The following is a 22752-nucleotide window of genomic DNA, read 5'->3' on the forward strand; positions in this document are numbered from 1 at the left end:
AAGCGCGGCAGGGGACGGGCATGACCGGACCAAGCGTACCCAGAATTTTCTCTCGCCGCCGCGTCGGGTCACGGATCTTGCGGCAGAACGCACGCGCTTCGGCGGGGGCTACCCAGCAGTTCATCTGGCAAGACATCTGCGAAGACACTGCCGAACGCCTGGAATTTGTAAGGCACGAACCAAAGCGCCCGTTGGTGCTGGGCATGTGTCACGATCCGCTCCGCGCGATGCTGGATAATTGTGACGGAGACATGTGGGACGGGGCTGATTGGACCATCGAAGAGCCGTTTCCTGCGGCTGACTACGACTTCATCGGCGTGGTGGGACTGCTCGATGCAGTGAACGATCTGCCGGGCGCGCTGATCCATATCCGCAATGCGTTGGTGCCGGGCGGCCTTGCGGTTGCCAGCTTCATCGGCGGGGCGAGCCTGCCGCGCCTGCGGGCGGCAATGCTGACTGCCGACGGCGATCGGCCCGCAGCACGCATACACCCGATGGTCGACCCGCGCGCGGTGCCGCAGCTGCTCCAGCGTGCAGGATGGAAAGACCCGGTGGTCGATACCCGCAGCCTAACCGTGCGCTATTCCTCGCTCGACCAGCTTGTATCCGACCTGCGCGACCACGGCCTGACCAGCGCCCTCGCCAACGCCGGCCCGGCGCTGGGTAAGGCCGCACTGGACCGCGCCCGGGCTGCGTTTCGCGAACAGGCCGATCCCGACGGCAAGACCGCCGAAACCTTCGAGATCATCACCCTTACTGGGCGGCGAACGCTCGCCGGAACCTAGCTCTTCAGCGCGGCCTGTGCTGCTGCCAACCGGGCAATCGGCACGCGGTACGGCGAGGCGCTGACGTAATCTAGGCCGACACGCTCGCAGAACGCGATGCTCGCCGGGTCGCCGCCGTGTTCGCCGCAAATGCCCAGCTTGATGTCCGGCCGGGTCGCCCTGCCCCGCTCCGCCGCCAGTTCCACCAACTGGCCAACGCCTTCGATGTCGAGGCTGACGAACGGATCGCGCGGGAAGATGCCCTTGTCGACATAGACAGAGAGGAACCGCGCTGCATCGTCGCGCGACACGCCCAAGGTGGTCTGGGTCAGGTCATTGGTGCCGAAGCTGAAGAATTCGCCTTCCTCGGCAATTTCACCGGCCATCAGAGCGGCACGCGGAAGTTCGATCATGGTCCCGACGAGGTATTCGACCCGCGTGCCGACCTCGGCAAAGACCGCTTCGGCCACTCGGTCTATCAAGACGCGCAGGATCGCCAGCTCACGCTTGGTCGCGATCAGCGGGATCATGATTTCGGGCAGCGGAGCCTCGCCCGACGATTTCTTCACCGCACAAACGGCCTCGAAGATCGCCCGCGCCTGCATCTCGTAGATTTCGGGATAGGTGATCCCCAGGCGGCAACCGCGATGGCCCAGCATCGGATTGAACTCGTGCAACTCTCCCGCGCGCCGCTTGAGATGATCGACCCCCAAGCCGGTCGCGTCGGCAAGTTCGGCGAAGTCCTCGTCCGCGTGGGGCAGGAATTCATGCAACGGCGGGTCGAGCAGGCGGATGGTGCATGGCAGGCCCGCCATCACCTCGAAGATCCCGGTGAAATCGGCGCGCTGTTCGGGCAGCAGCTGTTCCAGCGCCCGCCTGCGACCGGCCTCGTCGTCGGCCAGAATCATCTGACGAACCAGACTGATACGCGACGCTTCGAAGAACATGTGTTCGGTGCGGCACAGCCCGATGCCCTCCGCGCCGAACTGCCGCGCCATGCGGCAATCCTCGGGCGTTTCGGCATTGGTGCGCACCTTCATGCGCCGCAGCTTGTCCGCCCAAACCATCAGCGTGCCGAAATCGCCTGCCAACTCCGGTTCGACCGTGGGCACGATGCCGAGCATCACCTGCCCGGTCGCACCGTCAAGGGTGATCGCGTCGCCCTCTTTCAGTTCGTGGTTGCCGATCCGCAGCGCGCGGCTGACCCGGTCGATCGATACCGCGGACGCACCCGAAACGCACGGCCGCCCCATCCCGCGAGCCACCACCGCTGCGTGACTGGTCATCCCGCCGCGCGCGGTGAGGATTCCCTGCGCCGCGTGCATCCCGTGAATGTCCTCCGGCGAGGTTTCGACCCGCACCAGAATGACCTTCTCGCCGCGCCCGGCCCATTGTTCGGCGGTATCGGCATCCAGCACGATTTTACCCGCCGCCGCGCCCGGTGATGCGGGAAGCCCGGTGGTCAGCACATTGCGTTCCGCCTTCGGGTCCAGCGTCGGGTGAAGCAGTTGGTCCAATGCCATCGGATCGACCCGCCGCACCGCCTCACGCTCGTCGATCAGGCCTTCTTCGACCATATCGACCGCCATTTTGAGCGCGGCCTTGGCGGTGCGCTTGCCCGTGCGGGTTTGCAGCATCCATAGCTTTCCACGTTCTACCGTGAATTCAATGTCCTGCACGTCCTTGTAGTGAAGTTCCAGCAGGTCGAACACGCGGGCCAATTCGGCATAGGCATCGGGCAGCGCCTCTTCCATGCTGAGCGGCTTGGCCCCGGCCTTCTCGCGCGCTTCCCTGGTCAGGTACTGGGGCGTGCGGATGCCTGCGACCACATCTTCGCCCTGCGCATTGATCAGGTATTCGCCGTAATAGGCACGGGTTCCGGTCGCCGGGTCGCGGGTGAAGGCGACGCCGGTGGCGCTGGTGTCGCCCATGTTGCCGAACACCATCGCCTGCACATTGACTGCGGTTCCCCAGTCGCCCGGAATGTCGTTGAGGCGGCGATAAACCTTGGCGCGGTCGCTGTCCCAACTGTCGAACACGGCGCGTATCGCGCCCCATAGCTGTTCGTGGACATCCTGCGGGAACGGGCTTCCGCGTTCTTCCTCGACGATCCTTTTGAACTGGCTGACCAGCGCCTGCCAGTCTTCGGACGTCATCTCGGTATCGTTGTAAAAGCCCTTGTCTTCCTTGACGATCTCCAGCGCTTCTTCGAACAGGCCGTGATCGAGGCCAAGCACCACGTCGGAATACATCTGGATGAAACGGCGGTAGGAATCCCAGGCAAACCGCGCATCGCCGCTGGACTTAGCCAGCCCGGCAACGGTCGCATCGTTCAGCCCGAGGTTGAGGACCGTGTCCATCATCCCGGGCATCGACACTCGCGCGCCGGAACGGACCGACACCAGCAACGGATCTGCGGCGTCGCCGAAATTCTTGCCCACGGTCGCTTCGACATGGGTCAGGGCCGCCGCGACTTCGCTTCGCAACTCGTCCGAGAAGTCTGCGCCATCACGCAGATAACGCACGCTTTCTTCGGTCGTGATAGTGAATCCCGGGGGAACCGGCAGGCCGATGCTGGCCATGACGGCAAGGTTCGCGCCCTTGCCCCCGGTGATGGTCTTGTCCTTCTGACGCGGGTCGGAGTGGTCGGCTTTACCTCCAAAAACATAGACCGTCTTCAATGTCATGGCAGTTCCCGCAAAGTGTTGGTGGAGGGACAATACAAGCGCGCGGCGCGGTGGATCATCCTTCGATCCGGCTGAAATCCGCGACCCGGTGCACCGCATCGCGAAAGCGTGCGAGCAGAGCAAGCCGTGCGGCACGCTTTTCCGCTTCTTCGGCGTTGACGATCACCTCTTCGAAAAAGCGGTCGATCGGCGCGCGCAAAGTGGCTAGCGCAGCCATGGCATCGGCGAAGCGCTCCGTCTCAACCGCCTCGGCAGCCCGAGGCGCAGCCACGGCGAGCGCATCGATCAGCGCCTTTTCAGCCGGTTCGGGCGTGTAGGAGAGGGTTTCCGCGGCGGCTTTGCGATCTGCCATCTTGGCCGCGATCACCGGCGCGAGATCGGGATCATCGACCAGTGCGAGCGGGTCTTCCTCGCCGGTCTGCGCGATTTCACCCTCGATGCCGCGCCAGTCCTCCTTCTTGAGGATATTGGCCGCGCGCTTGTAGCCTGCGAGGAGGTTGGTGCCGTCTTCTGTGGTGACAAAGGCCTGCAGGGCATGAACACGGGCGAGCAGGCGGACGAGATCATCCTCGCCCCCAAGCGCGAACACCGCGTCGATCAGGTCGTGGCGGACGCCAGCCTCGCGTTGCTGGACCTTGAGGCGGTCGGCGAAGAAATCGAGCAAGTCGCTTGAAGGATTCGTCACTTCGATGCCCTGATTGCGATACAACTGGGCTGCTGCGTCGAAAAGAGGGGACAGAGAGAGGCGAAGGCCTTTTTCTGTTACAAGCCGGATAACGCCTAACGCTGCACGTCGAAGTGCGAACGGGTCTTTCGATCCCGTCGGCTTCATTTCAGCTCCAAAGAAACCAACGAGAGCATCGACCTTGTCGATCAGCGCAGCCAAAATTGCGGCTTCCGCGTTCGGCAACTCGTCAGACTGGCCAGTCGGCTTGTAGTGATCCCGAATAGCAGCGACGATCGATGGGGCCAGACCCTCTGCTTCGGCATAGTAGCCGCCCATCAACCCTTGCAATTCGGGAAATTCGCCGACCATCTCTGTGACAAGGTCCGCCTTCATAAGAGCTGCAGCTTGCCTCGCATCAGCAACGGCATTCGGAAGCTGTCCCTGGAAATCATCCGCGAGAGATACAAACCTCTGATGCCGCTGTGCGACCGTCCCCAGCTTTTCGTGGAACGTAATCCGCTCCAGCCCTTTGGCGTGCTCGGCGAGCGTCTTCTTCTGATCCTGCTCCCAGAAGAACCGCGCATCGGACAGCCGCGCGGCCAGCACCTTGCGGTTGCCGTCGATCACCACGGCGGGGTCGATCGCGTCGATATTGGCGGTGCAGATGAACGCGTTGGCGAGCTTGCCGTCAGTGCTCTCACAAACAAAATACTTCTGGTTCACCCGCGCGGTGAGCTGGATGACTTCGGGCGGCACGTCGAGGAAAGCTTCATCGAAGCGGCCGAGCAGGGGCACCGGCCATTCGGTCAGGCCTGCGTTCTCGATCACCAGACCTTCGTCCGCTACCAGAGTCAGACCCGCCCCTCCGGCAACTGCGCGTGCGCCTTCGCGAATGATCTGCGCGCGTTCCTCGTGGTCGATGATCACATGGCAGGCGCGCAGCTTTTCGGCGTAGTCGTCGGCCGAGCCGATGGTGATCGGCCCTTCATGATGGAAGCGGTGGCCATCCGTGGCCGCGCTCGCTGCGATCCCTTCGACCGCGCAGGGCACCACCTCGCCATCGAGCAGCGCGACGATACCGGAGAGCGGGCGCACCCAGCGCAGGCTTTCAGGCGAGCGCGACGCATCACCCCAGCGCATCGATTTGGGCCAGCTGAAATCGCGGATGATCGTGGAGATCGCTGCGGCCAGCACATCGGCCATGGCGCGCCCCGGCTGCTCGATCACCGCGAAGTAGGTCATTCGGCCTTTGACGTCGCGCAGTTCGAGTGCATCGCGGCTCACGCCGTTCTTCTTGCAGAACCCGTCAATCGCCGCATCGGGCGCGCCTTCGGGCGGGCCTTTGGCTTCCTCGCTCACCGCCTCGGTCGCGAGCGGCAGTCCGCGCGCGATCAGCGCGAGGCGGCGCGGGGTCGACCAGATGGTGAGTTCGTCCACCTTGACCCCCGCAGCATCCAGCTCGCGCCGGAACAGCTTTTCGAGTTCGGCGCGCGCACCCGCCTGCATCCGGGCAGGGATTTCCTCGCAGCGCAGTTCGAGCAGGAAGTCGGCCATTACAGCACCCACCCCGGATATTTCGCTTCCCATTCGGGCGTCATCTTGAGCGCGTGAGCCTCGCACGAAGAGCGCGCGAGGTCGCGCACACGGCCCATGTAGCTGGCGCGTTCCTGTACCGAAATCACACCACGGGCCTGAAGCAGGTTGAACACATGGCTCGCCTCGACCGCCTGTTCATAGGCCGCAATCGGCACGCCTGCGGAAAGTGCGTTGCGGCATTCGGCCTCGGCCTTGGCGAACAGGTCGAACAGCGCGCCGGTATCGGCGACCTCGAAGTTCCACTTGGACATCTGGCGCTCGTTTTCGAGGAACACGTCGCCGTAGGAAACGCCAGCGGTGTTGAACGCCAGATCGTAAACATTGTCGACGCCCTGGATATACATTGCGAGGCGCTCCAGCCCGTAGGTCAGTTCGCCCGCGACCGGTTTGCAATCGAACCCGCCCATCTGCTGGAAATAGGTGAACTGGGTCACCTCCATTCCATCACACCAGACCTCCCAGCCCAGCCCCCATGCGCCCAGCGTCGGCGATTCCCAATCGTCCTCGACAAAGCGGATATCGTGGGCGAGCGGATCGATGCCGATCGCGCGCAGGCTGGCGAGGTAGAGTTCCTGAATGTCCGGCGGCGATGGCTTCAGGATCACCTGATACTGGTAGTAATGCTGCAACCGGTTGGGGTTCTCGCCGTAACGTCCATCGGTCGGGCGGCGGCAGGGCTGAACGAAGGCCGCATTCCACGGCTCCGGCCCGAGCGCGCGCAGGGTCGTCGCGGTGTGAAACGTGCCCGCCCCCATGCGCATGTCGTAAGGCTGCAGAATTGCGCAGCCTTGCGCGCTCCAGAAGTCGTGAAGCGTCAGGATCATGTCCTGAAACGAGCGCGCCGGATCGCGCTGCGCGGGCGTGAAAGAAGGGACGGCGTTCATGGCGGCTCGCCATGGCCGAACACCCCGAGAGCGTCAATGCCGCAGCGCAGCAACACGGTGGCGAAGACGGACGCTGGTCATGTTGATGTGACACAAAGTCAGGTTATCTTGACATAGTCAGCGAATCGCGACATATAGTCAGGTAAGCCTGACATCTGGTCGGGAAAGCAACTGGAGAGGCCCCATGTCCTCGATGACCGAAACGATCTGCATCAAACGCTGGCAGGCCTATCTGATGTTGGCCATGAGCGGCCTTGCCATCGGTATGATGGTCGGGGCGACAGCGAGAGCCGTCGGGCTTTGATTGCATGAAAAACCGCCTCAAAGTTCTGCGCGCAGAACGCGATTGGTCACAGGCTGAGCTCGCCGGAAGGCTCGACGTGTCGCGTCAGGCGGTCAACGCCATCGAGACCGGCAAACACGACCCCTCCCTACCGCTGGCCTTCCGCATCGCGCGCCTGTTCGACATGCGGATCGAGGAGATTTTCGATGATGGAGAGCATCATGACGGATAAAGGACCCCGCCCGCTCGGCCCCGGCGAAGCGCGCACGCGCCAACGGCGGCGAAATCAGGCGATCTATATCGGCGTGGCCGCTTTGGCTGGCGGAGTTATCGGCTTCGCTACCGGCTTTTTCGATCAGGGCGACGGCAATCTGTTCGCGGGCGATTGGGAAGACCTGAAACTGCCTCCGGCAATGGCGCTCGGCATCGCCGCGCTGCTGCTGGCGGTCTTCGTCGCCCTGCCGATCTACGGCTTCCGCATGATCGACGATTACAAGCGGGAGCAGAATCTGGTCGCATTCAGCGGCGGATGCATAGCGGTGGTCGCAGGTTTCCCGATCTGGGCTGCGCTTCATGCCGGAGGTTTCGTTCCTGCGCCGCATGCGTTCGGGATATTCGCCATCGCCTATGTCTCGACCATCATTTCCTACGGCTATGCCCGCTGGCGGCTGTGACCCGGCCGACATGGCCAGCTTGTTCAATTGACTGAAATGTAAAGCCCTCTAACCCCGTACCGAAAGGAATTCCCGATGAAGCTTTCCTCCGTTCTAGCCCTTACCGCCGCCCCGTTCGCGCTGTTCGCGCTGTTCGCCGCCAGCCCTGCACTGGCCGACAATCACGCCGCTGGCGAAGCCGCCCCTGGAACCGCAACCGCAGCCACAACCGGCCCGGCGATGTGGAAAGTCGCCGATGAGGACACCACGATCTATCTGTTCGGCACAGTCCATGTCCTGCCCGAGGGGATCGAGTGGTACGATGCCACGATCGCGAATGCCCTGGAAGGCGCCGACATGCTCGTAACCGAAGTCCCGATGGACAAGGCGAGCGAAGCGCAGATGCAGCAGCTCGCCATGCAGATTGGTGTCCTGCCCCAGGGCACCACTTTGCGCTCGCTGCTCACCCCCGAACAGACCGTCGTTTACGAGGCGGGTCTGGCCAAGCTCGGCGCCCCGCCGGCCGCTTTCGACCCGGTAAAGCCGTGGCTGGCCGGGCTTACCTTGGCTATTCTGCCGTTGATGCAGCAGGGCTATTCGCCCGAGAGCGGGGTGGAGAAGGTGCTGCTGTCCAAGGTGGGCGACAAGCCGCAAGGCGCGCTGGAGACCGCAGAGTTCCAGTTCGGTATCTTCGACGGGATGACCACAGAGGCGCAGGTCGCCTTCCTGATGGAGGCGGTCGAAGGAATGGACGAGGTCAAGCCGATGCTCGACCGGATGGTCGCCGAATGGATCGAGGGCGATGCGGTCGAACTGGCCAACGTCATGAACGAGAGCCTGGACGATCCCGCCGTCGCCGAGGCGCTGCTTTACAGCCGCAATGCCAATTGGGCAGAATGGATCGATGCACGGCTCGACGCGCCGGGTTCGGTGTTCATCGCAGTCGGCGCAGGCCATCTGGCCGGTGACCGCAGCGTTCAAGATTACCTCGCCGAAAAGGGCATTTCGGTGACCCGGGTGAAATGATCGGAAAGGTCGGGCGACGATGATTCCATTGTCAGGGGCCGGTATCGTCAGCCGCGCACGGTTTGCCGCCGCGACGCTGCTGGCCCTTGTTCTCGCAATTGCCCTTGCCGGATGCAGCGATGCCTCAGGCGAAGGCGCAGCCGGCCCGCCGCCGAGCCCGCTGCTGTATGAAATTGCCAGCGCCGATGGCGCGGTGGAGGGCTGGATGCTCGGAACCATCCATGCCCTCCCCCCCGGCACATCATGGCGGACCCCTGCGATCGGCCGGGTCGCTGACATTGCCGACATTCTGGTGGTCGAAATCGCCGCGCTGGATGATCGCCGAAAACTGGCCGCGACCTTTTCCGCGCTTGGCACCACTCCCGGCTTGCGTCCGCTGGACCAGCGCGTGCCCGCCCGCCTGCGTGCCAAGCTTGCGGCGCTGCTCGACCGCGGCGACATGGAAGCGAACCAGTTCACCAGCACCGAAAGCTGGGCTGCAGCCTTGATGCTCGCTCAGATCGACGCAGAGGGCGATCCCGAATATGGCGTCGACCGCGCACTGATCCGCGAATTTCCGGCGAACAAGGTGCGCGAACTCGAAGGCGCACGCGGTCAACTCGCCATCTTCGATGCCTTGCCCGAACCCGAGCAGCGCGAACTGATCGCCACTGTGGTGGCGGAATCGGAATCGTCCCGAAGCCGCGCGCGCGATCTGCGCCGCGCCTGGCTGACCGGGGACGAGGCAGCGCTGATCGATGCGGCGTCAACCGGGATCATGGCCGATGCCGAACTGCGCGAGGCGTTGCTGCTGGCCCGCAATCGCCGCTGGGATGCCGCCATCGCCAAAATGCTCGATCAGGCGGAGCGTCCGCTAATTGCGGTCGGCACCGCGCATCTGGTCGGCGCGGAAGGGCTGGTGGCACTTCTCGAAGCGCGCGGTTATCAGGTTACGCGCCTGCGTTGATGGGCTCAGCGCAGCGCAAATCGGTTGCCATCTGCCCCTCCTGTCTCTAAGGGCCCGCGCTTCGGCGCTCTGGTCATCCCTGGAGGCGGCGCGCCGGACATTCTGTTATAACACGCATTTGAAAGGCACAGCCATGAGCGAAGCTCTCACTCTGCCGGCAGAAGCGCGCGAACGGGCTGGCAAGGGAGCCTCCCGAGCACTTCGCCGCGATGGTCGGACTCCCGCCGTAATTTACGGCGGCAAGGAAGAACCCACGACGATCCACGTCGAGCAGAAGGAACTGGTCAAGCAATTGATGACCGGTCACTTCATGAACTCGATCGTGAATATCGAGATCGACGGCAAGATGATCCGCACCCTTCCCAAGGATGTGGCATTCCACCCCGTTTCCGATCTTCCGACCCACGTCGACTTCCTGCGCCTTACCGGCGATTCGATGGTCGAAGTTCAGGTGCCGGTGGTATTCATCAACGAAGCCGCCTCGCCCGGTCTGAAAAAGGGCGGCGTGCTCAACGTGGTGCGTCACGAGCTCGACCTGATCTGCCCGAATGCGGACATCCCTGAAGAAATCCAGATCGACGTCACCGGCAAGGATGTCGGCGATGCGATCCACATCAGCGAAGTCACTCTGCCAAAGGGCGTGAAAAGTGCGATCACCGATCGCGATTTCACCATCGCCACGCTGGTTGCCCCTTCGGCGCTGAAGAGCAGCGGACCCGATACCGATACCGAAACCGCGACCGAGGAAGCACCGAGCGAAGACTGATCGCTTTGCCGAAACGGTTTTCTGAAACGCCGGGCTTCGCAAGAAGTCCGGCGTTTCGTTTGCGGCTTGCACTCGTTAAGGACACGCCATGCAGATCTGGGTCGGCCTAGGAAATCCGGGACCGCGCTATGCGCTCCACCGGCACAATGTCGGCTTCATGGCCGTGGACGTGATCGCCGACATGCACGGCTTCGGCCCGATCCAGACCAAGTTTCAGGGCTGGATGCAGGAAGGCCGGATCGGCGGCGACAAGGTGCTGCTGCTGAAGCCCGCCACCTTCATGAACGAAAGCGGCCGCGCCGTGGGCGAGGCGCTGCGGTTCTACAAGCTGGGCACCGATGCGCTGACCGTGTTCCATGACGAGCTCGACCTTGCCCCTTTCAAGGTCAAGGTGAAGCAGGGCGGCGGCCATGCCGGGCATAACGGCCTCAGATCGATTGACCAGCACTTGGGTGCGGAATTCCGCCGCATCCGGCTAGGCATCGGCCATCCGGGGCACAAGGAGCGCGTCACCGGCCACGTGCTGGGCAATTTCGCCAAGGATGAACAGGACGATCTGGTTGCCATGCTCGGCGCGATCAGTGCCGAGGCGGAGTGGCTGGCCAAGGGGGACGACGCGCGGTTCATGAACGATGTCGCGTTGAGGATGCAGGATACCTGACATCCATGCGCCGGGTCATGATCATCGGCCCCTGCGGTTCGGGCAAGAGCACCCTCGCCCGTGAACTCGCACTGCGGATGGGCCTGCCGCTGGTTCACATGGACCGGCTGGGCTGGCAGGCGGGCTGGGTGGAGACCGAAAAGAGCGAACTGAACGCCCGCCTTGCTGACGCGGTAGCGCAGGATGCGTGGCTGATCGAAGGCAATTACGGCAGGACGCTGGCCCCGCGGCTCGAACGGGCGGACACGGTACTCTATCTCGATTTCCCGATCCGCCTGTGCCTGTGGCGCCTGATACGCCGCGTCACCAGCCTGCGCGGACAATCTCGCCCCGATATGCCCGAGGGCTGCCCGGAACGGTTCGATGCTGCCTTCTTCTGGTATGTGCTGAACTGGAACTCCGGCCCGCGGCCGCGCACCGAAGCGCAATTTGCGCCCTATGCGGACAAGGTGGTGCGGCTCACCAGCCCGCGGACACTTGCACAATGGCGCAAAGCCAATAATCTTCACTGATCGCACTGTGTAGCCAAGGAAACGTCCATGCCCCGCCTCGATCGCCGTACGCTGCTTGCCGGGGCTGCCGCCACCGGGGCGCTTGCCGCCGTATCGCGCAGCGCCGCCGCCAGCGAACCGGCCTACCGCCCCGATCTCGATTTCCGCGGGAAGAGCGTGCTGATCACCGGCTGTTCGTCCGGCTTCGGGCGGCTGACGGCGGAATTGCTGGCGCGGCAAGGAGCGCGGGTGTTCGCTACGATGCGAAACCTCCCCCGCCCCGAAGCCGACGAACTGGTCCAGCTTGCTGAGGCAGAGAACCTCGATCTGCACGTGATCGGCATCGACGTGACCGATCTCAAACAGATCAACGCAGGCGTCAAAGAGGCCGAGCGCATCAATGGCGGCCCGATCGACGTTCTCGTCAACAATGCCGGGATCGGCATCACCTCACCAGTGGAGGTGCAGGACATGGAAGCCACGCGCCTGATCTTCGACACGAACGTGTTCGGCCCGCATCGGATGGCGCGCGCTGTGCTGCCAGGAATGCGGAGTAAGGGAGGCGGGCAGATCATCCAGATTTCCAGCCAGCTTGGCCGGGTGATCGTGCCCTATTCGGGGCATTATTCCGCCACCAAGTTCGCGCTGGAGGCGATGAGCGAACAGCTCGCCTATGAACTGGTGCCGCACCAGATCGACGTGACCATCATTGAACCGGGTGGTTATCCGACCAAGGTCTGGGAAAACCGCAACATCTATTCCGCCGCCCTGAAGAAACGTTCAATGGCGGTGCATTCGGAAGGGTATCCGCAGCAGGTGGCGCGCATGGGGCAGGAGGACGGATCAGGCCGCAGCGCCGATCCCGCCGATGTCGCACGCGCCATTGGCGGGCTGATGGCGCAGGTTCCCGGAACCCGCCCGCTGCGCCTGCCGGTGCACCCGGGTGCCAAGCCGCAAATTCCGATCAACGAAGTCACCGCAAGGGTGCAGACCCAATGGCTCGGCAATTCCGGCTACGGCCCGCTGATCCGTGCTGTGCACGAAAGCTAGGCCGCTGGTCGCGCCTGCGGATGCCGACCCACTGGTCATGTTGCCCAAGCGGCGCTAAGGGCCAGCGCTTTCCAGCTAGCCAAGAGATTACATCATGGGTTTCCGTTGCGGTATCGTCGGCCTGCCGAATGTCGGCAAGTCCACCTTGTTCAATGCACTGACGGAAACGCAGGCCGCGCAAGCCGCCAATTACCCGTTCTGCACGATCGAACCCAATGTCGGTCAGGTCGCAGTGCCGGACGAGCGGCTGCAAAAGATCGCCGCCATCGGCAAAAGCGCCAAGATCATCGAAACCCAGCTCGGCTTCGTCGATATCGCAGGGCTGGTGAAAGGCGCGAGCAAGGGCGAAGGCTTGGGCAACCAGTTCCTCGGCAACATCCGCGAGGTCGACGCGGTCGTCCATGTGCTGCGGTGTTTCGAGGATGACGATATCCAGCACGTCGCCAACAAGGTCGATCCCATTGCGGACGCCGAAGTGGTCGAAACCGAGCTGATGCTGTCAGACCTCGAAAGCCTGGAAAAGCGCGTCCCCGCCGCCGCCAAGCGCGGAGCCACCGGTGACAAGGAAGCAAAGGCGATGGCCAGCGTGCTCGGCCAAGCCCTGGAACTGCTGCGCGAAGGCAAGCCTGCGCGCCTGACTGTCCCGGCTGATGACGAGGAGGAACGGCTGTTCAAACAGGCCCAGCTCCTCACCGCCAAACCGGTGCTGTATGTCTGCAACGTCGCCGAAGAAGACGCAGCGGAAGGCAACGAATTGTCGGCCAAGGTATTCGTCAAGGCTGCGGCTGAAGGTGCCGAAGCCGTTGTCGTCTCCGCCGCGATCGAGGCTGATCTGGTGACGATGCCGTTGGAAGACCGGGGCGAATTTCTCGAAGCGCTCGGCCTCACCGAAAGCGGCCTCGCCCGCGTGATCCGCGCCGGCTACACGCTGCTCGGTCTCAAGACCTTCTTCACCTGCGGCCCCAAGGAAGCGCGGGCATGGACCTTCCCCGATGGCGCGAAAGCCCCGCAGGCGGCTGGTGAAATCCACTCCGATTTCGAACGCGGTTTCATCCGTGCCGAAACGATTGCCTATGACGATTTCGTCGCGCTCGGCGGAGAAGCTGGCGCCAAGGAAGCGGGCAAGCTGCGGCAGGAAGGCAAGGAATATGTGGTGCAGGACGGCGACGTGCTGCTGTTCAAGTTCAACGTCTGAGCAGTAACGTCGCATAATTGTCGCGCGCTGACCGTAGGAGCCTTGCCATGCGCCGTATCCTAATCCTGCTCGCTCTCCTGCTGCTGCCCGCCTCTGCCGCGGCGCAGGACGAACCGCGTCCTGTCACCATCCTGATCGGCATCGACGGTTTCCGCCCCGATTACCTGACGCGCGGCATCACCCCGCGCCTCAGCGAGTTGGCTGCCAGCGGCGCTACAGGCGACATGCGGCCGAGCTTCCCGACCAAGACCTTCCCCAACCACTACGCCATCGTCACCGGCAGGGTGCCGGATCACAGTGGCATCGTCGGCAATTCGATGATCGACCCACGTCGTCCGGGGCAGATCTTCAGCATGGGCAATGCGCGTCAGGCGCTCGATCCATTCTGGTGGGACGACGCCGAGCCGGTGTGGGTCACCGCCGAGCGTGCGGGCATCCGCACCGCGACGATGTTCTGGCCCGGCAGCGAAGTCGCGATCCGCGGACAGCGGCCCAGCGATTGGCTGCGGTTCGATCAGAATGTCGGCAATATCCAGCGGGTCAACACCATGCTCGACTGGTTGCGGCGCCCTGCGGCGATCCGGCCCGCCTTCGCCACGCTCTACTTCGACACGGTGGATACCCAAGGCCACCGCTTCGGCCCTGACAGTGCCGAGGTCAACGCAGCTGTTGCGGAAGTCGATGCGCGGATCGGCGATCTGGTGGACAGCATCGCCGCGCTCGGCCTGCAGGCGAACATCGTCATCGTCGCCGACCACGGGATGCGCCAAACCGATGACGCGCGGGTGATCCAGCTGGACGACCTGATCGACCGTGCCAGCTATATCGCGGTGGAGGCTGGCCCCTACGCCGCCATCGAACCGGTCGCCGGGACCGATGAAAGGGTGGCCGAAGCCTTGCTGGTGGCTCACGATCACATGACCTGCCACCGCAAGGAAGACCTGCCTGCCCGGCTGAATTACGGCACCAACCCGCGTGTCGCAGCGATCATCTGCCTTGCCGAGAACGGCTGGACGATCCTGTCCGGCCCGCCCGCCTACCCCGTATCGGGCGGCGCGCATGGATACGACAATGCCGATCCCGACATGCTGGCGCTGTTCGTCGCCCGCGGTCCGGCTTTTGCGCAAGGCGTACGGTTGCCGGTGTTCGACAACGTCGCCGTGGCGGCACTGCTGCGTGCGGTGATGGGCCTTCCGCAAGATCCCGATGCCGACGGAAAGCTAGCTGACGTGAGCGCTGCACTGCGACCTTGATGCGCGGCGCGGCGTCAGCCCCGATATTCTTCTCCGAATGCGCTGATGCTTGTTTGAGCATGCCGGAACTAACCTGTGATGGAACACCTCCCGCTTAGTTGTTGTTCAACAGCGAACAGCAAATGAGGGAGACGCCGGGATGGTCGACAAGACCGAAAAGTTCAATTGGCTGGTACGGGTCGGCTATTTCAGCCGTGCGGTGCTGTATATCGTGCTGGGCTTCATCGCGCTCACCAGCGCCGGACGGGTAAGCGAGGGGACCGAGGGCATCTTCCGCGCGGTCGAGGAACTGCCAGCGGGAACATTGCTGCTTTGGGTGCTGGTGGTGGGCCTTGCCGCCTATGCGTTGTTCCGCCTCGCCTCGCCATTGTTCGATATTGAAAACAACGGCTCAGACGCGAAGGGTTGGGCCATGCGCATCGGCCATGCGGGCAGCGCTATCGCGCATGTCGCCCTAGCGTGGACTGCATATCAGTTCGCGACCGGCCAGCCATCGTCGGGGGGACAGGGTGCCTCGCAGGCGGCGGCCGGCGTGCTGTCGATCCAGTTCGGTGACGTGGTGATCGGCCTGCTGGGCATCGCGTTCTTCATCGCGGCGGCGGCGCAGGCGCAGAAGGGCATCAGCGGCAAGTTCATGCAGCGCATTTCGCCTGCAGCCCCCGATGCGACCCGCTGGGTCGGCGCGGCAGGTTATCTTGCGCGTGCGGTGGTGTTCGTGGTGATCGGCTGGTCATTGATCGAGACCGGATTTCTCGCGAGCGGTGCAGGCAACGTAAAAACGCTGGGCGATGCGGTCGCTTCGCTCGCCGGTACCGGCTGGCTGTTCACGGTGACGGCAATCGGGCTGCTGCTGTTCGGCCTGTTCAGCCTGATCCTCGCCCGGTACCGGATCATCCCCGATCTCGACCCGAGCGGACGCGTTCCGAACTTTCGCGCTTGATCGGGGGTGTCGAGAAAAATTCGATTCAATGCCGCCCGAACAGCTTCTCGACATCCTCCATGCTCAGCTTCACCCAGGTCGGGCGTCCATGATTGCACTGGCCTGACCGGGGTGTGGCTTCCATCTCGCGCAGCAGGGCGTTCATCTCCGCAACGCTGAGCGTGCGCCCTGCCCTGACCGATCCGTGACAGGCCATCGTCGCCAGCACCAGTTCGAGCCGCTCGGCCAGCAACAGTGCGCCGCTATCGTCCTGCTTGCCGTGTTTGGCGATGTCGTCAGCCAGATCGCGCAGCAGCGCGCCGCCGTCAGCCTTGGGCAGAGCGGCGGGGATCGCGCGCACCAGCATCGCCGATGGCCCGAAGCGTTCGATCACGAGGCCGTAGCGCGCAAGCCCTTGAGCTGCGTCTTCCAACCGGTCGCAATCGACCTCGTCCAGTTCGACGACGTCGGGGACCAGCAATGCCTGACTGCGGCGGTTGGCCTCCCCTGCCCCGGCCGCGCGCAGGCGTTCGAGCACAAGACGTTCGTGCGCGGCGTGCTGATCGACCAGCACGAGGCCATCGGCGGATTCGGCGACGATATAGGTGTTGGCGACTTGGCCGCGGGCAATGCCGAGGGGGTATGCGCGGGCTTCCTCAGCCACCGGCACGGCTTCCTCCGCCCGGCCCTGTGGCTGTGCGAGGGGTGCGTTCCAATCGTTCCGTGCTTCGCCGAGCCGTTGTTGCGGCGCATTCCAGTCGCGGCCTGAAAAAATGCTGGAGAGCGCCGGGGAAACTGAAGCCTCCGGAGCAATCGGTTCGCTCACCCACCGCGCCATCGCGCCGCGATCCGGACCTTGCGCGCTCCGCCGATCTCCGGTGCCGAGCGCCTGCCGCAATCCGCTGACGATGAAGCCGCGCACTCCGGCGCTGTCGCGAAACCGCACTTCGGTTTTGGCGGGGTGGACGTTCACGTCGACGTCTTGCGGCGGCAGGTCGAGGAACAGCGCCAGCACGGCATGGCGATCGCGCGCCAGCATATCGGCATAGGCCCCGCGCACGGCGCCCACCAGCAGCCGGTCTTTCACCGGGCGGCCATTGACGAACAGATATTGGTGATCGGCGACCCCGCGATTATAGGTCGGCAGGCCCGCAACACCGGTCAGCCGCATGACCCCGTGCGGCGTATCGCGCACCAGTTCGATCGCGACCGAATTGTCCTTCAACTCATGGGCGATGATCCGTGCCACGCGAGTCGCCAACTCCTCGCCCGCTTGCAAGGACAGCACGGTGCGCTTGCCTGCCGCGCCAACGGTTTCGAGCGTGAAGGCAATATCGGGCCGCGCCATCGCCAGACGGCGAACGACATCGAGGCATGCGGCATATTCGCTGCGCGCCGTGCGCAGAAACTTGCGGCGTGCCGGAACCTTGGCGAACAGTTGCTCCACCCGCACGCGGGTACCATGCGGCAGCGCGGCCGGCTCGTCCGCCAGCAGCGCGCCATGATCGATCACCTTGCGCCAGCCTTCCGAAGCGCCATCTTCGCGGCTTTCGATGGTCAGGCGGGCAACACTGGCTATGGACGGCAGCGCCTCGCCGCGAAAACCCAGCGTCGTTACCAGCTCGATTGCCCCGTCAGGGCCGATCAGCGAATCGGGCAGCTTGGACGTGGCGTGCCGTTCCAGCGCCAGCGCCATCCCCTCGGGCGCCATTCCACAGCCATCATCCACCACCTCGATCCGCTCCAGCCCGCCATCGGCCAGCGTTACGGTGATTCGCCGCGCACCGGCATCGATTGCGTTCTCGACCAGCTCTTTGAGCGCCGCTGCCGGGCGTTCGACCACCTCACCCGCGGCAATGCGGTTGACCAGAGCGGAGGGGAGACGGCGGATTTCGGGCATTTGTCGCACGCTAGCGGGCGGTGGTCGCAAATTCGAGGGGAAGCCCGGAGAAATCACCAGCCCGGTGGACAAATATTTTGGCGTTTTCGATGCGGATTCGCTAGGCGCACGGGGTCATGTCATAACCGGGTCGAAATTCTCGCAGCCGCCTGACACCTCCGGCCTTTGCGCTCACGCCCCGCCACCACTGGAACACCAATACAGATGAGCTTCCTGTCCAATCTCTTCAAGTTCGGATCGCAGAACCTCGCGATCGATCTCGGCACCGCAAACACCCTGGTTTATGTACAGGATCAGGGCATCGTCCTGAACGAACCATCGGTGGTCGCGATCGAGACGATCAACGGGATCAAGCGGGTCAAGGCCGTCGGCGATGATGCGAAGATGATGATGGGCAAGACCCCCGACAGCATCGAGGCAATCCGCCCGCTGCGCGACGGCGTGATTGCCGACATCGAGATCGCGGAAGAAATGATCAAGCACTTCATCCGCAAGGTGCATGGCAAGCGCAATCTGTTCCGCTATCCCGAAATCGTGATCTGCGTGCCTTCGGGCTCGACCTCGGTGGAAAAGCGCGCGATCCGCGATGCCGCTTCGAACGCCGGCGCTTCGCAGGTTCACCTGATCCTTGAACCGATGGCTGCGGCAATCGGGGCCGATATGCCGGTGACCGAGCCGGTCGGCAGCATGGTGGTCGATATCGGCGGCGGCACCACCGAAGTCGCTGTGCTTTCGCTTCGCGGCCTCGCCTACACCACCTCGGTCCGCACCGGTGGCGACAAGATGGACGAAGCAATCGTCTCCTATGTCCGCCGCCACCACAACCTGCTGATCGGCGACGCGACGGCAGAGCGGATCAAGAAGGAATACGGCATCGCCGTAATCCCCGAAGACGGGATTGGCGAAATCATCACCTTGAAGGGCCGCGACCTCGTCAACGGGGTGCCCAAGGAAATCACCATCAATCAGGCGCACGTTGCCGAGGCTTTGAGTGAACCGATCGGTGCGATCGTCGAAGGCGTGCGCATTGCGCTGGAAAACACCGCGCCGGAACTCGCGGCCGACATCGTCGATCAGGGCATCGTGCTGACCGGCGGCGGAGCGCTGATCCGGCGGTTGGATGAGCACCTGCGCGAGGAGACGGGCTTGCCGGTTTCGGTCGCGGAAGATCCGCTCACCTGCGTTGCGATCGGCACCGGCCGCGCGATGGAAGACCCGATTTATCGCGGCGTTCTGATGACGGCGTAAGGCGCCCCAGATTGAGCCGGGGGATCTGGCAGAAGGGACTATAAGCCATGGCGCCGCCTTCATCGCGACGGTCGGGCTTTTCGAAGAAGGCACAGTTCTCCGTGTTCACCGGCTACTTGCTGGCCGGTGTGGGGGCGTTGGCGGGCTTCGGATTGCTGTTGCTGTCCTTGTGGCAGCCATCGGCATTCGCCCCATTGCGGGGCGTTGCGGGTGACGTTGTCGCGCCCGCGGGCGAGGTGACCGCGGCAGCGCGCAGCGGCAGCGACGGCTTTTTCGATGGCATTGCGGGATATTTCCGCGCCGGAAGCCAGAACGCGGCGTTGCGCGAAGAGGTCGAAATCGCCCGCATCCGCCTCGCCGAGGCCGAAGCCATCAAGGCGGAAAACCGTCGATTGATGGCGCTGATGGCGTTGCGCGAAGGTGAGACCAAACCGGTCGCAACTGCACGACTGGTCGGCTCGACCGCAGCCAGCGGGCGGCGGCTCGCGTTTCTCGGTGTTGGCCGTAACGACGGGGTGAAGCCCGGTATGCCGGTCACGTCCGAGCGCGGTGTGATTGGCCGAGTGCTTGAAACAGGACGTAATTCTGCCCGGGTTCTGCTGCTGACCGACAGCGAAAGCGTGCTTCCGGTGCGGCGCGCGAAGGATGACGTGGTGGCCTTTGCCGAGGGGCGCGGCAATGGGTTGCTGCGCGTGCGGCTGGTCAATCTCGGGATCAATCCGCTCAAGGCAGGTGACCTGATGGTGACCAGCGGTGCGGGCGGATATTACAAGCCCGGCGTCGCGGTTGCGGTAATCAAGGAGATTACCCCCGATGGCGGGATCGCGCAGTTGGTGGCCGAACCGTCGGCAACCAACTTCGTTGCGGTCGAGCCGATTTTCGAACCTGCCGCCGTGGCCGCCCTCAGAAGTCCGCGCGAACCGCTTGACGAGGCTGCGGCAACGCAGCCGCAATCCCCGCCGGTGCCTTCCGACCAGGGTAGCGAATGATGGAGCGGCTCAATCAGCGGTCGCGTTCCGATCCCTATGGCAGCCGTATCAACCGCACCCAGTCGCCGCTGCGCGCCGGGAGCGTGCCGTATCTGTCGATCATGCTGGGATCGCTATTGCCGGCGCTGCTGATCGCAGACGTGATGCCGCTGGTGCCGCCGCTCGGCTTCCTGGTGTTGTTGGCCTGGCGTCTGATGCGTCCCGGTCTGCTGCCGCTATGGGCCGGAGCGCCGCTCGGTGCGTTCGATGATCTGGTCAGCGGGCAGCCTTTCGGCAGCGCGGTGCTGCTGTGGTCGCTCGCGATGATTGCAATCGAGTTGCTCGAGGCGCGCTTTCCCTGGCGCGGGTTCTGGCAGGACTGGTTCACTGCAGCACTCGCCGCTTTGCTTTACTGGTTGGCCGCGCTGCTGCTTTCAGGCGCACCCGTCACGCCGGAACTATTGGTGGTTGCCCTGCCACAGGCCTTGTTGTCGGTGCTGATCTACCCAATATTGGCCCGCATGGTGGCCAGTCTCGACCGATTTCGTCTCGTCCGGGCCCGGAGGATCGAGTGAAGTCGCTGTTCTCGCGCGGCAAACGCAACCCTCGTCCGGCTCCGGTTATCAACGCCTCGATTTTGCGCAGCACTTTCGAGCGCCGCGCTGTGCTGATCGGCACCGTGCAAGGTGGCATCGGCGTGCTGCTGGCGGCGCGCATGGGCTATCTGGCGATTGCCGAAAACGAGAAGTACCGGCTCGAATCCGAAAGCAACCGGGTCAATCTGACATTGATCCCGCCGCGGCGCGGGTGGATTCTCGACCGCAACGGCGCTCCGCTTGCTTCCAACCGCGCCGATTTCCGGGTCGACATCATTCCCGAGCGGCTGACCAATTCTGACGCCACAATCGACCGGATCGGTGCGCTCCTGTCGCTCGAGCCGTCGCGGATCGCCGATATCAAGGACAAGGTGGCCGAATCCCGCGGGTTTCAGCCGATCGAGGTGGCTAGCGGACTGAACTACGATCAGTTCGCTGCTCTCAGCGTCCGGCTGCCCGATTTGCCCGGGGTTGTCCCGCAACGCGGTTTCTCGCGGTTCTACCCGACCGGGGCCAGCGTCGGCCACCTTATCGGCTATGTCGGTCCGGCCTCGGCCGAGGAATTCGAGGAGGACCCCAACCCGCTGCTGATCACACCCGGCTACAAGATCGGGAAGGACGCGCTGGAAAAGCAGTTCGAGAAGGAATTGCGCGGCATTCCCGGCGCGCGGCGGGTCGAAGTCACCGCTCGCGGCCGGATCGTGCGTGATCTGGAAACCCGCGAGGATATTCAGGGCGATCCCGTGCGCCTGACCATCGACGGCCCGTTGCAGGATTATGCCGCCCGCCGGATCGGTCTCGAAAGCGGCTCGGTGGTGGTGATGGACTGCCGCACCGGCGACCTCATGTGCATGGCCTCGATGCCGAGCTTCGATCCCAACAGTTTCTCCGACGGGATCGGCAGCGTCGAATACGGCATGCTACGCGACGACGAGCGCGTTCCTTTGCGGAACAAGGTGTTGAAGGGCCTCTACCCGCCCGGCTCCACGGTCAAACCAATGGTGTCGATGGCGCTGATGCAACAGGGCGTCGACCCGAATGAAACGGTGTACTGCGGCGGCGGCCTCAGGGTCGGCAACCGGGTGTTCGGTTGCTGGAACCGGCGCGGCCACGGCGCGGTCGACATGGCCAAGGGCATTTATCAGAGCTGCGACGTCTATTTCTACGCCATGGCGCAGCGGGTGGGCATGGACCCGATCGCAGCAATGGCGCGGCGCTGCGGGATGGGACAGGAATTCCCCCTGCCCGTCACCAGTCAGTTCTACGGCACTGTACCCGATCCGGCCTGGAAGATGAACAAATGGGGCCGCGAATGGCAGGCCTTCGACACGGTCAACGCCACGATCGGTCAGGGCTATATGCTCTCCAGCCCGTTGCAGCTGGCGGTCATGGCATCACGGCTTGCCACCGGGCGCCACGTGATGCCGCGCCTGACACTCTCGACCAAGCCGCAGGGGTTCGATAATATCGACTTCCCCGCAGAGCAGGTCGATTATGTCCGCAAGGCGATGAGCGATGTGGTCAACGGCCCCGGAACTGCCGGACGCGCGCGCCTGCCGGTAGATGGCACGCTGATGGCGGGAAAGACCGGCACTGCGCAGGTCGTCTCGCTCAGCATTTCCAATGGCCGCACCGGCCCGTGGAAATACCGCGACCACGGGTTGTTCATCTTCTTCGCTCCCTACGACAATCCGCGCTACGCCGGAGCGGTGGTGATCGAGCACGGCGGCGGATCGGGCGCAGCCTATCCGATCGCGCGTGATGTCATGACCTTCATGTTCGATCCGGCTAAGGGAATGGAGGCGCTTGCATCGCTTGAAAAGCAGTGGGGCGGCACCGCCCAGCAGCGGCTCGACGCGCGCTATGCCGCCTATGCCGCCGAGCGCGGGGCCGAGGTGCGCCGCCCGCCGCGCCGCGACGAGGAAATTTTCGACCGGGTAGAAGCCGAAGCGCGACTTGCGGCCGAGCAATCGCAGGCCATCGCCGGCGAAGTCGTGACCCCGCGCCCGATTGCCAATCCTTCCGGCACACCGCCTGTGTCGCCTCCCGGTGAAGCGGCCGCAGCAGCGCCTGCGACACCAGGCGACGCCGGCGTGGATGCTTCTGGCCCGGCACCGGCGTCCACGCCGGACAGTTCTGTTGCCGGGGACTTGGCACAGTGAGGCTCGGCAGCGCCGCCACCACCTCCGGGATCATTCC

At 64.0% G+C, this 22752-nt stretch carries 20 protein-coding genes; 16 read left to right on the forward strand and 4 right to left on the reverse strand.

Annotation, left to right across the window (positions count from 1 at the left end):
• Positions 1 to 20 precede the first annotated feature (20 nt).
• Positions 21 to 785, forward strand: a complete 765-nt coding sequence (locus Q0L48_RS02135; protein WP_296716661.1) for a methyltransferase domain-containing protein — start codon at positions 21 to 23, stop codon at positions 783 to 785.
• Here the strand turns inward: Q0L48_RS02135 and ppdK are convergent.
• Genes ppdK through Q0L48_RS02150 form a run of 3 tightly spaced genes read right to left on the reverse strand, consistent with a single transcriptional unit; the run spans position 782 to position 6598 of the window.
• On the reverse strand, positions 782 to 3451 hold the full coding sequence (gene ppdK / locus Q0L48_RS02140; RefSeq protein ID WP_296716664.1) for a pyruvate, phosphate dikinase: 2670 nt from the start codon (positions 3449 to 3451) through the stop codon (positions 782 to 784). The two genes, Q0L48_RS02135 and ppdK, sit on opposite strands and share 4 nt — an antisense overlap.
• Positions 3452 to 3506: 55 nt before the next feature.
• The gene (gene glyS / locus Q0L48_RS02145; RefSeq protein WP_296717096.1) at positions 3507 to 5672 is read right to left on the reverse strand and encodes a glycine--tRNA ligase subunit beta; all 2166 of its coding nucleotides are present in this window, start codon (positions 5670 to 5672) and stop codon (positions 3507 to 3509) included.
• Entirely contained in the window at positions 5672 to 6598 is a 927-nt protein-coding gene (locus Q0L48_RS02150; RefSeq protein WP_296716666.1) for a glycine--tRNA ligase subunit alpha, read from the reverse strand. Before Q0L48_RS02150 ends, glyS begins: the two co-directional genes overlap by 1 nt.
• A 308-nt stretch (positions 6599 to 6906) precedes the next feature.
• On the opposite strand from Q0L48_RS02150, the gene Q0L48_RS02155 reads away from it, so the two are divergent.
• From Q0L48_RS02155 to Q0L48_RS02205, 11 genes are all read left to right on the forward strand, one after another.
• Entirely contained in the window at positions 6907 to 7113 is a 207-nt protein-coding gene (locus tag Q0L48_RS02155) for a helix-turn-helix transcriptional regulator (RefSeq protein ID WP_296716668.1), read from the forward strand.
• Positions 7103 to 7555: a hypothetical protein gene (locus Q0L48_RS02160; RefSeq protein WP_296716671.1), complete on the forward strand. Its 453-nt coding sequence runs from the start codon at positions 7103 to 7105 to the stop codon at positions 7553 to 7555. Before Q0L48_RS02155 ends, Q0L48_RS02160 begins: the two co-directional genes overlap by 11 nt.
• A 75-nt stretch (positions 7556 to 7630) precedes the next feature.
• Entirely contained in the window at positions 7631 to 8560 is a 930-nt protein-coding gene (locus Q0L48_RS02165; RefSeq protein WP_296716673.1) for a TraB/GumN family protein, read from the forward strand.
• A gap of 19 nt (positions 8561 to 8579) precedes the next feature.
• Complete coding sequence (locus tag Q0L48_RS02170; RefSeq protein ID WP_296716678.1) at positions 8580 to 9506, forward strand: TraB/GumN family protein; 927 nt, start codon at positions 8580 to 8582, stop codon at positions 9504 to 9506.
• A gap of 133 nt (positions 9507 to 9639) precedes the next feature.
• A complete protein-coding gene (locus Q0L48_RS02175) occupies positions 9640 to 10272 on the forward strand; it encodes a 50S ribosomal protein L25/general stress protein Ctc (protein WP_296716680.1) in 633 nt (210 codons plus the stop codon).
• 88 nt (positions 10273 to 10360) lie between these two features.
• A complete protein-coding gene (gene pth / locus Q0L48_RS02180) occupies positions 10361 to 10933 on the forward strand; it encodes an aminoacyl-tRNA hydrolase (RefSeq protein WP_296716682.1) in 573 nt (190 codons plus the stop codon).
• 5 nt (positions 10934 to 10938) lie between these two features.
• Positions 10939 to 11445, forward strand: a complete 507-nt coding sequence (locus Q0L48_RS02185) for an AAA family ATPase (RefSeq protein WP_296716685.1) — start codon at positions 10939 to 10941, stop codon at positions 11443 to 11445.
• 27 nt (positions 11446 to 11472) lie between these two features.
• Positions 11473 to 12474: an SDR family oxidoreductase gene (locus tag Q0L48_RS02190; protein WP_296716687.1), complete on the forward strand. Its 1002-nt coding sequence runs from the start codon at positions 11473 to 11475 to the stop codon at positions 12472 to 12474.
• Positions 12475 to 12568: 94 nt separating this feature from the next.
• Positions 12569 to 13669 (forward strand): redox-regulated ATPase YchF, encoded by a 1101-nt coding sequence (gene ychF, locus Q0L48_RS02195; protein WP_296716690.1) that lies wholly within the window; start codon positions 12569 to 12571, stop codon positions 13667 to 13669.
• A gap of 47 nt (positions 13670 to 13716) precedes the next feature.
• The gene (locus Q0L48_RS02200; RefSeq protein ID WP_296716692.1) at positions 13717 to 14922 is read left to right on the forward strand and encodes an ectonucleotide pyrophosphatase/phosphodiesterase; all 1206 of its coding nucleotides are present in this window, start codon (positions 13717 to 13719) and stop codon (positions 14920 to 14922) included.
• A 139-nt stretch (positions 14923 to 15061) separates the two neighbouring features.
• The gene (locus Q0L48_RS02205) at positions 15062 to 15862 is read left to right on the forward strand and encodes a DUF1206 domain-containing protein (RefSeq protein ID WP_296716695.1); all 801 of its coding nucleotides are present in this window, start codon (positions 15062 to 15064) and stop codon (positions 15860 to 15862) included.
• A 25-nt stretch (positions 15863 to 15887) separates the two neighbouring features.
• Here the strand turns inward: Q0L48_RS02205 and mutL are convergent, their stop codons facing one another.
• Positions 15888 to 17741 carry a DNA mismatch repair endonuclease MutL gene (gene mutL, locus Q0L48_RS02210; protein ID WP_296716696.1) on the reverse strand — a complete coding sequence of 618 codons (1854 nt, stop codon included), beginning with the start codon at positions 17739 to 17741 and terminating at the stop codon, positions 15888 to 15890.
• 204 nt (positions 17742 to 17945) lie between these two features.
• Here mutL and Q0L48_RS02215 point away from each other — a divergent pair, with 204 nt between their 5' ends.
• Genes Q0L48_RS02215 through mrdA form a run of 4 tightly spaced genes read left to right on the forward strand, consistent with a single transcriptional unit; the run spans position 17946 to position 22715 of the window.
• On the forward strand, positions 17946 to 18989 hold the full coding sequence (locus tag Q0L48_RS02215) for a rod shape-determining protein (protein ID WP_296716697.1): 1044 nt from the start codon (positions 17946 to 17948) through the stop codon (positions 18987 to 18989).
• Between the two features lie 47 nt (positions 18990 to 19036).
• Positions 19037 to 19978 carry a rod shape-determining protein MreC gene (mreC, locus tag Q0L48_RS02220; RefSeq protein ID WP_296716700.1) on the forward strand — a complete coding sequence of 314 codons (942 nt, stop codon included), beginning with the start codon at positions 19037 to 19039 and terminating at the stop codon, positions 19976 to 19978.
• On the forward strand, positions 19975 to 20532 hold the full coding sequence (gene mreD, locus Q0L48_RS02225; protein ID WP_367273991.1) for a rod shape-determining protein MreD: 558 nt from the start codon (positions 19975 to 19977) through the stop codon (positions 20530 to 20532). Before mreC ends, mreD begins: the two co-directional genes overlap by 4 nt.
• Before the next feature lie 5 nt (positions 20533 to 20537).
• Positions 20538 to 22715, forward strand: coding sequence for a penicillin-binding protein 2 (gene mrdA / locus Q0L48_RS02230; RefSeq protein WP_296717101.1), 2178 nt, complete (start codon positions 20538 to 20540; stop codon positions 22713 to 22715).
• The last annotated feature ends 37 nt before the right edge of the window (positions 22716 to 22752 follow it).

Origin of the sequence: Erythrobacter sp. (genome assembly GCF_024305245.1) — a bacterium.
GTDB lineage: Bacteria > Pseudomonadota > Alphaproteobacteria > Sphingomonadales > Sphingomonadaceae > Erythrobacter.